This window comes from Kitasatospora sp. NPDC036755, from assembly GCF_040636595.1.
Taxonomy (GTDB): domain Bacteria; phylum Actinomycetota; class Actinomycetes; order Streptomycetales; family Streptomycetaceae; genus Kitasatospora.
In genome coordinates, this window is the sequence record NZ_JBEZUT010000289.1 from 1 (window position 1) to 11,050 (window position 11,050).

Here is an 11,050-nt window from a genome sequence, read left to right on the forward strand (position 1 = left end):
TTTGGCACGCTGTTGAGTTCTCAAGGAACGGACGCTTCCTTCGGACCGCCTTCCAGCGGACCCTCCGGGCTTCGTTCTTTCGTGTTTCCAGCTTACCAGACGCTTTCCGCTCCGTTGACCGGGGCTTTTCGCTTCCGACTTGCCGGTGTCTTCCAGCGCTTGGCGCCCTGTCCGACGTTTCAAACAGTAGCCGATCTCCGCTTCCGAAAGCGAATCCGGCCGCAATCCAATAAAACGAACATGCCACATACAGACCGGGCCGCAGCCGCACATGGCGGATTCGCCCCGGCCCGAGCCGGGAAATGGCGTTTCAGAGGATTGGCCGCCCCGGGACCGTCCGCGCCGTTGCGTGTCCGGTGCTCCCAGTCGAGCGACTGGGAGACAGTACTCCTCCTCGGCCCCCGAGACAAACGCCCACGTCACGCCCCGGTGCCGCCGACCGGGCGGCGCCGGGGCGTGCGAAACGACTACCGACTACCTGAAGAGGCGGTCGCCGGCGGCGGCCATGCGGTGGGTCCCGCTGTGGCGGTTCACCCAGTCCCGGACGAGGTTGACGGCATTGGCGCACTGCCAGCTGTTGTCGTACTCGCGGACGCCGGTGAAGGCGCCGTAGCCGGCGATGATGCCGTCCACCTGGGCGTCGCCGAGCAGCTTGTCGACGTACCACGGGTCGTTGTAGGTGGTCGTCCAGGAGAGGGTGGCCGCGAGCCGTCCGGCGGCCCGGTCGGCCGCTCCCTTCTTCAGCTCCGCACAGGTGTTGTAGGTGGCCTCCGTGCAGTTGCCGAAGCCCTTGGTGATGTCGCTGTCCCCGTAGTCCATGGCCCGGCGGCCGTTGGGGAATCCGGCGCCGGACTTGGCGAAGGCGCTCTGCACCTGGTCGCGGGTGCCGGTGGTGGTGATGCCCTCCAGCGGGCCGAGCTTGCCCTCCAGGCTCTTCCAGCCGCGGCCGTTGACGTCCGGGGTGCTGCCGCCGTGGTACTCGTAGAAGCCGTAGAGCACCTGGATGCCGGCGGCCGTCAGCCGTTGGGCCTTGTCGCGCAGTCCGGCGACGCTGCAGGTGCGGTTGGGCTCCTCGCCGCAGTAGTTGGGGTCCTTGATGTCCAGCCAGACCAACGACAGCCGGCGGCCCGCGTCGGCGTTCGAGACGATGCGGTCGAGCATGCTGTCGAAGCTGGGGCCGAGCCGGTTCTCGCCGGCCGAGGAGCAGTCGTGGTAGGCGCGCCACTCGTTGGGGTTCCACCAGGCGCAGACGTCGATCTCGATGGCGTTGGCACCGTGGTTGATCGCGGCGTCCACGCCGTCCAGGGTGTCGACCCGGTGGGCGATGGCGTAGACGGGGTGGCGCTGGTCGGCGGCCGCGGCCGGGGTGGTGCCGATCGTGGTGGCCCCGACGATCCCGCACAGCGTCGCCGTCAGGGCCGACAGCGTCCGTACGTGTGCGCCGCGCCCGTGGTGAGTCGTCAAGAGGTGCTCCTTCTCGCTCGCGCCCTGTTGTCCGTGCTCCGACAAGCGATATCACCAACTGTGCGTTGCCGTACGGCAAATGGGCGATGGACGGTGCTTCGCCCCGGGTCGGCGACCGGTCCGGGACGGCCGGATCCGGCGGGTGGGAATCGACCTGGTGTCCGCGGGGACACCGACAAGGACCACCCCTCGTCGAACAGGCGGTCGTCTCCCCCGGACCCAGGCGCCTCACCCTGCTCACCGTTCCGGTGAGTTCCCCCGCTGTCGAATCCGTACTCGAACCCGAGCCGGGGGCCCGATGCCCGTTCCCGCCATTTCTTCGTACACACAGCTACCCGCCGCCACGGCGTGAAATTCTGAACTCCCGCCGAGGGAACGGGCCGACGAAGCCGAAGCACCGGCGCCGACTCCGCCCCTCCCACGGCTCCGTTCACCCGGAAGTGCGCTACCGAAGGAGACGCCATGTCCGTCGTTCGCAGGCTCCTGCTCACGGCCGCGGTCCTCACCGCCACCGTGGTCGTCGTCCCCACCTCCTCCGCCCAGCCCCTCGCCCCCTCCACCACCCACACCGCCGGCACCGCCCCGCTCGCCCGCCAGCCCAGCTTCCACGCCTTCAACGACACCGGTTTCTCGGGCGCGGACCGCTGGTTCTCCGGCAACGACGGGGCGTGCACCTACGTCGGGGACAACTGGAACGACCAGATCCGCTCCGCCCGTACCGAGGGGGGTGACTGGGTGGAGCTGTGGGACAACTACGACTGCACCGGGGGGTCGATCACCATCGACCGCACCGGGTACAACAGCATCGGCGCCTGGGTCAGCGCCTACCGCGCCCACCTCGGGTAGCGCCCTCCGGCCGGGGAGGCCGGGTCAGCCCGCTGTCCCGGCCTCCCCGGCCGCCCGCTCCGGCGGGTGGCCGAGCGGGCAGCGAGCGCCAGGGCCGGCCGGGAGGGGCCTACCGCCTCGGACCGGCCACGGCGTACAGCGCGCCGCCGACCACCAGCAGCGCCACCGCGGCCCAGGTGGACGCCGCCGTGCCGGCGGGATACGTCATCCAACCGACCGCCTTCCCCACGGTGGTGGGCGGCAGCGGAGGGACGAGGACGGTGAACGCGAGCCAGCCGGTCGGCAGCGTCCAGGCGAGCTGCGCCCCGCAGAGCGCCGCGCCGAGCGCGGCCAGGCCGACCAGGCCCGCGCTGTCCCGGACGACGACCTCGGTGGGAGCGAACGTCGGGCCCACCGCCTGCACCGCCAGCAGCGCGGCCCCGGCGACCGCGCCGACCAGCACGGCGTGCGCCGCCCTGCGGGGCGCCCACCGGATCGCGGCCGTCCGGTCCAGCGCGAGGTCCTGCCCACCGAACCCGACGGAGCCGGCCGCGACGCCCGCGGCGAGCACGAAGAACGCGGTCGGGTCCATCACCTCCCTCGCGCCCGTACCGTCTCCCCGGGTGAGGGCCCACACCGCCGACGCGACGAGGGCGACGGCGGCGGCCGACGTGGGCACCTGTCGTGAACGCGCGTACAGCAGCAGCCACCTCACCGCGCCGCACCCCCCGTCGGCACCTCGCGCAGCCTCGCCGTGCAGGAGAGGGCCGCAGTGCGCAGCTCGGCGATCCACGAGCGCTGCTCGGCCGGCGCCAGCCCGTTCAGCTCCCGCCAGGCGGCGTCGGCGGCCGCCCAGGTCCTGCGCGAGTACTCGTCGGCGGCCCTCTCCGCCATCGGCCGGAGGTCGGGGTCGCCGAGGGCCCAGCTCACGGCGATGCTCTGGAGGGCGACGTCGTCCTGTCCCCCGCCCTCCCGGGCGGTGCGGGCGTGGCAGCTCGGCGCCAGTCCCTGGGCGACCAGCGCACGGGTCAGGCCCTCGCCGCTCGCGTCGATGAACAGCTGCTCGTCGAAGTCGACGAGCACCGCGTCGGCGGGGAGTACGCGGGGATCGCCGAGGGCGCGCAGCGAGGTGTCCTCCCGTACCGAGGTCGGCGCCCGGTCGCCGAGGACGTCGTGCAGCACGCTCAGCGCCTCCCGGCCGCGCGGCGCGAGCTCGGCCAGGTGCGACCGGCTCGCCTCCGTCACGCACACCGGTCCGTCGCAGGCCGGGGCGGCGGCGGCCCGGTCGACGACGTAGGCGTCACGCGCGGCGGCCGGCAGGATCAGCAGGGCCACGGCCGCGCAGCCCAGGGCGGGAGCCGTCGCCAGCAGCCGGGCCCGCCGGGTGGCGGCCGCCAGCAGCGCGAAGCCGGTGGCGAGCAGTCCGAGCAGCCAGATCGTCTGGCCGAGGTGGACGGAGCCGGAGAGGGTCAGCAGCATCTGCCGCGGGTCCGCGGTCACCGGGGACAGCAGGCCGAGCCGGTTCGACGTCCTGCTCTCCGGCACCACCCCTTCGATCCCCACCCGCAGCAGGTTCGTCGCCACGAGGCAGGCCACCACCAGGGCCGGCGGGGTGAGGACGGAGGGCAGCGCCCGGGCCGCTCCCATGGCGAACACGGCGGCCGCGACGAGGCCCAGGACCGCCACCAGCGAGATCGGCAGCCAGCCGAGGCCCGCGTAGGTGGTCGGGCCGAACGCCACCTGCGCTCCGCCCACCACGACGAGGAGGCCGAAGCCCACCGCCAGCGCGAGCGCGAGCGCACCGGCCGGCAGCGCCGCGCGGCGCCAGGCCGGCAGCGGTGTGGTCGTCAGCAGTTCGGTCATCCGCGAGCGGGGTTCACGCAGCCCGTACACCGCCCCGATGCCGACCACGAGCGGCAGCCAGAAGACCAGCAGGTAGCGGGTCCACATGGCCATGGTGGTCCACTGGGCCGTCCACCCCGCGGTGCCCCTCCACCAGATGCCGTCGATCAGGAAGAGGACCGCCAGGCTGCCGGCCAGGACGACGGCTCCGGCCCACGGGGCGGCCGAGCGCTTCAGCTCGGTGCGCAGGACACGTCCGTTCACCAGGCTCCCCCCTGCCGGCCGGAGTCGCGCAGCAGGGCCGAGTAGCCGCGTTCCAGGGGGCTGTCGCCCGGGTGCTCGGGGCCGCCGGCCGCGGCCAGGTCCTCCGGTGTGCCCTGGAAGACGAGGCGGCCGTCGGCGAAGAGCACCACGTCGGAGCAGGCGGCCGCGACGTCCTCGACCAGGTGGGTGGAGACCACCACGCAGGTGTCGCGGCCCAGTTCCTGGAGCAGTTCGCGGAAGCGCAGCCGCTGCGCCGGGTCCAGGCCGGCCGTCGGCTCGTCGAGCAGCAGCACCGCCGGGTCGTTGACGATTGCCTGGGCGATGCCGGCCCGGCGCACCATGCCGCCGGACAGGGTCTTCATCCGGTGGTCGGCGCGGTCCGCCAGCCCGACCCGTTCCACGGCCCGTTGGACGGCCCCGGGGACGTCCGCCTTCGGGACCTCCTTCAGCCAGGCCATGTACTCGACGAACTCGCGCACCGTGAACCGCTTGTAGTAGCCGAAGTCCTGCGGGAGGTAGCCGATCCGGCGGCGCAGGGCCCGCTGGTCGCCCATCCCGCCCAAGGGGGCGCCGAGCAGTTCCAGTTCGCCCTCGGTGGGGCGCAGCACCGTGGCCAGCGTCCGGATCAGGGTGGTCTTGCCCGCCCCGTTGGGCCCCAGGAGGCCGTGGGCGCCGATGCCGAGGGAGAGGTCGAGGCCGTCGACGGCCATCTTCTTCCGGCCGACCCGCACCCTCAGGCCGGCGGCCCGGATCTCCCAGGCGTAGGTCTTCGGCGCGGTGTCGGCCACGCTCGTCATGCGTGTCATGCGGTGGTTCCTTTCGATGGTGGACAGGGGTTTCACAGCGTCGAGTACGCGTTCCTGCGGGCGATCACGGCGCCGGCACCGAGCGCCAGGAGCAGCGCCCACGCGGGCAGCCAGTCCGGCTGCAGGGCCAGTTGGAGGAAGGAGGGGACCCGGCCGACGACCGACACGGGCACCACGACGGCGACACCCCACCCGGCCACCAGGCCGGCGGCGGCACGGGTCACGCCGACCACGCTGCCCAGCGCCAGGGCGGTGGAGGTGAAGGCGAGGGAGGGCAGCAGCCACTGCGCGACCGTCGTGGCCCCGGTCAGCCATCCCCCCAGCAGGAGCGCGGGCAGGACCACCACGAGGACCGAGGTGGTGCGCCTGAGCAGCAGGGGCAGGCCGGCCCGGGCGGTCGAGGCGGTCAGTTCGTGGGCCGGGTCCAGGCCTGCCGACCAGGACGCGGCGACACCGCACAGCGGCAGCACCGGCGCGATCAGCGACACCGGCGAGGAGGCGCCGAAGACGTCCGCCGGTGCGAGCGCGTCCAGCAGCAGCGCCGCCAGGGTGACGACGGCGGTCATGGCCAGCCACGGGGTCATGACCGGTGTCAGCCAGGACGACACCCACCGCGGACGGTGCCGCCGCGAGGCCACCGGGACCGCCGCGTCCAGCCGGGGTTCCAGGCCGGCCCGGACGGTGTCGAGGAGCGCGGCGACGTCGGGCGCCTCGACGGCGACGGAGGCCGCCAGCCGGCTCCGGCAGGGCGCGCAGGACTCCAGGTGGGCTTCCAGTGCCCACACCGTGTCCGCGGCCATCGCCACGTCTCCGCGCGCGTAGTCGTCGATCAGCCGCCTCGACGCGTGTTCCCCGGTCATGCCAATGCCTCCCGCATCGCGATCCGGGCCCGGCGGGCACGGGTCTTGACCGTGCCTTCGGGCAGTCTGAGCAGGACGGCGGTCTCCCGGACGGAGAGCCCGTCGAGCACGGTGGCCTGCAGGACCTCCCGGAGTTCCGGCGCCAGTCGCCGCAGGGCGTCGCCGACGTCCCCGCCGACGGTGCCGGCGAGGGCCTCCTCCTCCGCCGCGGGCACCACCGTCCGTTCGGCGGCGGCCGCGGGCGGCTCCGCGTGGTGGGCGCGGCGCCGGAAGGCGTCGACGAGGCGGCGTGCCGCGATCGTCCACAGCCATCCGACGGCCGTCCCGCCCACGGCGCTGCCGGCGAACGCGCCGGCGGCGCGCCACACGGCCAGGTAGGTCTCCTGCATGACCTCGGCGACGATCTGCTCGTCGGCGCAGCGGCGGCGCAACCGCACCGCCAGCCACGGCGAGGTGCGCCGGTACAGCTCGTCGAACGCCGCGCGGTCACCCCTGGCCACCAGCCTGAGGAGGCGCTCCTCGTCGAGCTCGTCCAGTGTTCTCCTGCGTGATCTCACACCAGCCAGACGCCCGCCGCGGCGTCCGGGTTCTGCGTTCGGCGTGACCTGCGTCACAGTCGGTCGGGGCGGCCGGCCCCGGTCGCCGACCGGCGTTCCGGCAGGTGGCCCGGCCGGCGCCGGCACCGCCGGTAGGGTGGTGGATCGTGGCCAGTCGTAAAACGTCGATCATGGAAGCAGCGGCGCGGGTGATCGCGCGGCGCGGGGTGCGCGGACTGCGGGTGGAGGAGCTCGCGGCCGAGGCGGGCGTGTCCACCGCGCTGATCTACTACCACTTCAAGGACCGCACGGGGATCCTCCGGCAGACGCTGGAGTTCATCAACGACCGGGCGGAGCGGTACACGACCGAGCGCGCCGCGGACGCCCCGCCGCTGACGCCCCGTGAGGAGCTGGAGCAGACCCTGCTGCTGGAGCTCCAGGACACCGCCGAGGTGCGGGAGAACAGCACCGCCTGGGGTGAGCTGCGGGCGAGCGCGGTGTTCGACGAGACGCTGCGCGAGGACCTGGCGCGGGCCACCCGGATCTGGGTGCAGGAGGTCGCGGAACTGCTCGGCGGGGTGCGGCCGATGGCCTCGGCGGTCGCGCTGGCCGGGGCGGCGGAACGGTTGACGGCGCTGCTGGAGGGACTGAGTACGCGCTGGCTCAGCGGCAGCCTGCCACTGGCGCACGCCCGCTCGCTGCTGACCGACGCGATCGACGCCGAGGTGGCCCGGCTCGGGTCCTGATCCCCGCGGGCCCGGCCCCGTTCGGGGAGGGCGTCACGCCGCGCAGGACACCCGTCAAGGATGCGTCAAGGCATGCCGACGAGTTTGACTGATTTTTCAGTCAGTGCGAGCCTGGGCCGCAGGCAGGGCGTTGCCACCGGGACCGCCCCGTGGTGCGCCGCCGCGTCGCGGCGCGAAGAGTGGAACCGACGGCCGACGCCCTGCCCGGCACCGTCGCACGATCAGGAGACCCTCATGACCCACTACCGCGATGACCGTTCCACCGGGCCGTACCCCTGGGTGCCGGCGGACGACGTCCCGCACGCGCGGACCTGGATGTCCTGGCCGTCCCGCCGCGGCGTGTGGGGGCTGCGCCTGGGCGGCGTCCAGGAGGACATCGCCCTGATCGCCCGCACGATCGCCGAGTTCGAGCCGGTAGTGATGTGCGCCCCCGACGACTGGACGGCCGGCAAGGCGCAGTCCCGGTGCGGCTCCGGCGTGGAGGTGATCACCGCCATCCCCACCGACGACCTGTGGATGCGCGACACCGCCCCGGTGTTCCGCCGGGACGGCCACGGCGGCCTGGACGCCGTGATCCTCAACTTCAACGGCTGGGGCAACAAGCAGGTGCACCACGACGACGCCCGGGTCGCCGAGCGCCTCGCCGCCCGCCGCGGCCTGCGCCACACCTACGCGGACTTCGTCGGCGAGGGCGGCGCGATCGAGACCGACGGCGACGGCACGGTGATGGCCACCGAGAGCAGCCTGGTCAACAAGAACCGCAACCGCGGCATGAGCCGGGACGAGATCGAGGAGGCCGTCCTGGAGGCCTACGGCGCCGACACCATGATCTGGCTGCCGGGCATCAAGGGCCAGGACATCACCGACGACCACGTGGACGTCACCTCCCGGTTCGTCCGCCCCGGGGTCGTGATGGTCCAGCTGCCGCCGGCGGACCGCGACGACGAGTGGGCGCGGGACGCCCGCGAGCAGTTCGCCCTCCTGTCCGCCGCGACCGACGCCCGGGGCCGGCGCCTCCAGGTCGTCCCGGTGCACGGCCCGGACACCGTCCGCTCCCGCAGCTCCAAGTTCGTCGACTCCTACCTCAACTTCCACCTCGTCAACGGAGGCGTCATCACCGCCCAGTTCGGCGACGCGTACAAGGACGCCGCCGCCAGGGACGCGCTCGCCGCGGCGTTCCCCGGCCGCGAGGTGGTCCAGCTCGACGTCGACCGCCTGATGGCCGGGGGCGGCGGCATCCACTGCTCGACCATGCACGAGCCGCTGCCGTAGCCACCGGCGTCCCGCCGCCGGGGCCGTACCGCGGCCCTCCCCTCCACCGCACCGACCACCAGCCGGAGTACCCGCATGTCCACTGACCTGTCCCGCCGCACCCTGATGCGCCGCCTCGCCGGTGTCGGCGCCGGAGTCGGCGCCCTCGCCCTCGGCCTCACCGCCTGCGACCCCAACGACATCGAGGGCCCGGGCGGCGCCGTGCCGCCCACCCGGCCCGGCGGCACCCCCGGGGTGCGCCGCTTCGGCGCCGAGTGGGAGAAGCACCTGCGCACCGTGATGTCCTGGCCCGCCTCGGAGAACGTCTGGGGCGACCAGCTCGCGGACGTCCGCCGGGACGTGGCCGGCCTGGCCCAGGCGATCGCGGCGCGCGAACCGGTCGTCCTGATGGCCCGCCCCGAGCAGAAGGACGCCGCCCAGAAGGCCTGCGGCTCGGCCGTCGAGGTGGTGCCGATCGCCGTCGACGACCTGTGGGCCCGGGACACCCTGCCGGTGTTCGTCGAGGAGGGCGGCAAGGTCAAGGGCGTCGACTTCAACTTCAACGGCTGGGGCGGCAAGCAGCAGCGCGGCAACGACGCCAAGGTCGCCCGGACGGTGCTGGCCACGTACGGCGTGGAGCGGATCGAGACCCGGCTGGTCGCCGAGGGCGGCTCCTTCGAGACCGACGGACAGGGCACCCTGATGGTGACCGAGAGCTCGGTGGTCAACGACAACCGCAACCCGGGCATGACCCGCGACCAGGTCGAGGCGGAGCTGAAGAGGCTCCTCGGCGTGACGAAGGTGATCTGGCTGGCGGGCGTCAGGGGCAAGGACATCACCGACGCCCACGTCGACTGCCTGACCCGCTTCGCCGCCCCCGGAGTCGTCCTGCTCGACCAGGCCTTCCCCGGCACCCCGCCGGACGTCTGGTCCCGCTCGGCCGACCAGGCGCGCGCCGTCTTCAAGGACGCGACCGACGCCCAGGGGCGGAAGCTCCAGGTGGTCGAGCTCCAGCAGCCAGACCCGGACCGGATCACCGGGCGCGGCGACGCCTTCGTCTCCTCGTACATGAACTTCTACGTCGGCGACAAGGGCGTCTACCTGCCGAAGTTCGGCGACGCCAGGGCCGACGACCGGGCCCGGCAGATCCTGAAGCAGTACTTCCCGGACCGGGAGGTCGTCCAGGTCAAGATCGACGCGATCGCGGCCGGCGGCGGCGGGATCCACTGCGCGACCCACGACATCCCCGCCCTCGGCTGAGGCCCCCGGACGGGCCGGGTCCGGTCGGCGGACCGGACCCGGCCACCTCGCGTCGGGCGGCGGGTCCGTCGCGCCGGACGGCGGGCTCGTCAGAGGGCGGGCTCGTCAGACGGCGGGCTGCTGCTGGGTGACGCAGTGGATCCCGCCGCCGCCCGCGCCCAGGTTGTCGATGTCGAGCTGCTCGACGGTGCGGCCGGGGAACAGCCGGGCGAGGGCCGTCCTGGCGGCGGCGTCGGCCTTGGTGTCGCCGAACTGCGCCGCGATCACCGCGTCGTTGCACAGGTAGTAGTTGGCGTAGGAGCCGACGAAGGCGGGGTCGGTCGAACGGATGAGGTTGTAGTCGGGCCCCTGGATCCGGCTGACCGTGAACAGGGTCCCCTGGGCGCCGGTGGAGGTGGTCAGGATCCGGTACTGCTGCCGCGCGTCGTTCGACCAGGCGTCGGTGTCGCTCGCCAGCGGCATCTGGACCGCGGCCGTACCCGTCCCGAGGAAGCGGGAGGTGGCGTCCACGTGGTCGTCGGTGATGTCCTGGCCGGCGACACCGGCGAACCAGATCACCTTGGTGGCGCCGTAGGCGGCGCACATCGCGCTCTCGGCCGCGGCCTGGGACACGCCCGGGTTGCGGTTGGCGTTGAGGATGCTGCTGCGGGTGGCCATCAGCGTCCCCGCGCCGTCGGTCTCGATGCCGCCGCCCTCGGCGACGAGTCCGGCGGCGGTGAACGGCAGGCCGAGGTAGGCGGCGACCCGCCGGGCGACCAGGGCGTCGTTGCCGTGCGGGTTCTGGTGGTTGCCCCAGCCGTTGAAGTTGAGGCCGATCGTGTCGAGGCCGCCCGCGCCGTCGGTGCGGAACACCGGGCCGGTGTCGCGCATCCAGCAGTCGTCGACCGGGACGTCCCCGATGACGGTGACGGCCGAGCCGCACATCGACCGCGCCTTGGCGACGCTCGACGGGTTGGCGCACAGGACGACCGGCTCGTACGTCGCGATGGTCCTGGCGATCAGGGCGATGTTCGACTGGACGCCGCCGAGCCTGCCCCGCCAGATGGTGCTGCTGTCCGGCCAGGCCATCCAGGTGCGGGTGTGCCGGACGGTGTCCGGCGGCACCCGGCCCGCCGCGGCCCGTACCCGGGCCACCCGGTCCAGGTGCCCCACCGGGTACTGCGGCAGCCCCGCCGAGAACCGGGAGACGAAGGTGT

Annotated in this window: 11 protein-coding genes; 4 read left to right on the forward strand and 7 right to left on the reverse strand. The window is 73.4% G+C overall.

Going from position 1 to position 11,050, the window contains the following annotated elements; genetic code table 11:
- Window positions 1-474 precede the first annotated feature (474 nt).
- The gene (locus tag AB0E96_RS31640) at window positions 475-1,464 is read right to left on the reverse strand and encodes a phospholipase (protein WP_359829216.1); all 990 of its coding nucleotides are present in this window, start codon (window positions 1,462-1,464) and stop codon (window positions 475-477) included.
- Between the two features lie 462 nt (window positions 1,465-1,926).
- Between AB0E96_RS31640 and AB0E96_RS31645 the strand changes: the two genes are divergently transcribed.
- A complete protein-coding gene (locus AB0E96_RS31645; protein ID WP_359829217.1) occupies window positions 1,927-2,310 on the forward strand; it encodes a peptidase inhibitor family I36 protein in 384 nt (127 codons plus the stop codon).
- 109 nt (window positions 2,311-2,419) lie between these two features.
- On the opposite strand, the gene AB0E96_RS31650 is transcribed toward AB0E96_RS31645, so the two are convergent.
- From AB0E96_RS31650 to AB0E96_RS31670, 5 genes are read right to left on the reverse strand one after another with little or no spacing between them, the layout of a single operon-like run.
- Window positions 2,420-3,004, reverse strand: a complete 585-nt coding sequence (locus AB0E96_RS31650) for a hypothetical protein (protein WP_359829218.1) — start codon at window positions 3,002-3,004, stop codon at window positions 2,420-2,422.
- A complete protein-coding gene (locus AB0E96_RS31655) occupies window positions 3,001-4,395 on the reverse strand; it encodes a hypothetical protein (protein ID WP_359829219.1) in 1,395 nt (464 codons plus the stop codon). The genes AB0E96_RS31650 and AB0E96_RS31655 overlap by 4 nt, the downstream gene beginning before the upstream one ends.
- Complete coding sequence (locus AB0E96_RS31660) at window positions 4,392-5,201, reverse strand: ABC transporter ATP-binding protein (protein ID WP_359829220.1); 810 nt, start codon at window positions 5,199-5,201, stop codon at window positions 4,392-4,394. Before AB0E96_RS31660 ends, AB0E96_RS31655 begins: the two co-directional genes overlap by 4 nt.
- 32 nt (window positions 5,202-5,233) lie before the next feature.
- Window positions 5,234-6,061: a zf-HC2 domain-containing protein gene (locus AB0E96_RS31665; protein ID WP_359829221.1), complete on the reverse strand. Its 828-nt coding sequence runs from the start codon at window positions 6,059-6,061 to the stop codon at window positions 5,234-5,236.
- The gene (locus tag AB0E96_RS31670) at window positions 6,058-6,618 is read right to left on the reverse strand and encodes an RNA polymerase sigma factor (protein WP_359829222.1); all 561 of its coding nucleotides are present in this window, start codon (window positions 6,616-6,618) and stop codon (window positions 6,058-6,060) included. Before AB0E96_RS31670 ends, AB0E96_RS31665 begins: the two co-directional genes overlap by 4 nt.
- Window positions 6,619-6,764: 146 nt before the next feature.
- Between AB0E96_RS31670 and AB0E96_RS31675 the strand changes: the two genes are divergently transcribed.
- The 3 genes from AB0E96_RS31675 (at window position 6,765) to AB0E96_RS31685 (ending at window position 9,854) form a co-directional block, all read left to right on the forward strand.
- The gene (locus AB0E96_RS31675; RefSeq protein WP_359829223.1) at window positions 6,765-7,343 is read left to right on the forward strand and encodes a TetR/AcrR family transcriptional regulator; all 579 of its coding nucleotides are present in this window, start codon (window positions 6,765-6,767) and stop codon (window positions 7,341-7,343) included.
- A 234-nt stretch (window positions 7,344-7,577) separates the two neighbouring features.
- A complete protein-coding gene (locus tag AB0E96_RS31680) occupies window positions 7,578-8,615 on the forward strand; it encodes an agmatine deiminase family protein (protein ID WP_359829224.1) in 1,038 nt (345 codons plus the stop codon).
- A 75-nt stretch (window positions 8,616-8,690) separates the two neighbouring features.
- Window positions 8,691-9,854, forward strand: coding sequence for an agmatine deiminase family protein (locus AB0E96_RS31685; protein ID WP_359829225.1), 1,164 nt, complete (start codon window positions 8,691-8,693; stop codon window positions 9,852-9,854).
- Between the two features lie 105 nt (window positions 9,855-9,959).
- On the opposite strand, the gene AB0E96_RS31690 is transcribed toward AB0E96_RS31685, so the two are convergent.
- A partial coding sequence (locus tag AB0E96_RS31690) for an agmatine deiminase family protein (RefSeq protein ID WP_359829226.1) occupies window positions 9,960-11,050 on the reverse strand: 1,091 nt, incomplete at its 5' end.

Bases quoted from the DNA above. Each gene is read 5' to 3' on its own strand.
- AB0E96_RS31645 (WP_359829217.1), top strand. From the start codon at position 1,927: ATGTCCGTCGTTCGCAGGCTCCTGCTCACGGCCGCGGTCCTCACCGCC.
- AB0E96_RS31660 (WP_359829220.1), bottom strand. From the start codon at position 5,201: ATGACACGCATGACGAGCGTGGCCGACACCGCGCCGAAGACCTACGCC.
- AB0E96_RS31665 (WP_359829221.1), bottom strand. From the start codon at position 6,061: ATGACCGGGGAACACGCGTCGAGGCGGCTGATCGACGACTACGCGCGC.
- AB0E96_RS31680 (WP_359829224.1), top strand. From the start codon at position 7,578: ATGACCCACTACCGCGATGACCGTTCCACCGGGCCGTACCCCTGGGTG.
- AB0E96_RS31685 (WP_359829225.1), top strand. From the start codon at position 8,691: ATGTCCACTGACCTGTCCCGCCGCACCCTGATGCGCCGCCTCGCCGGT.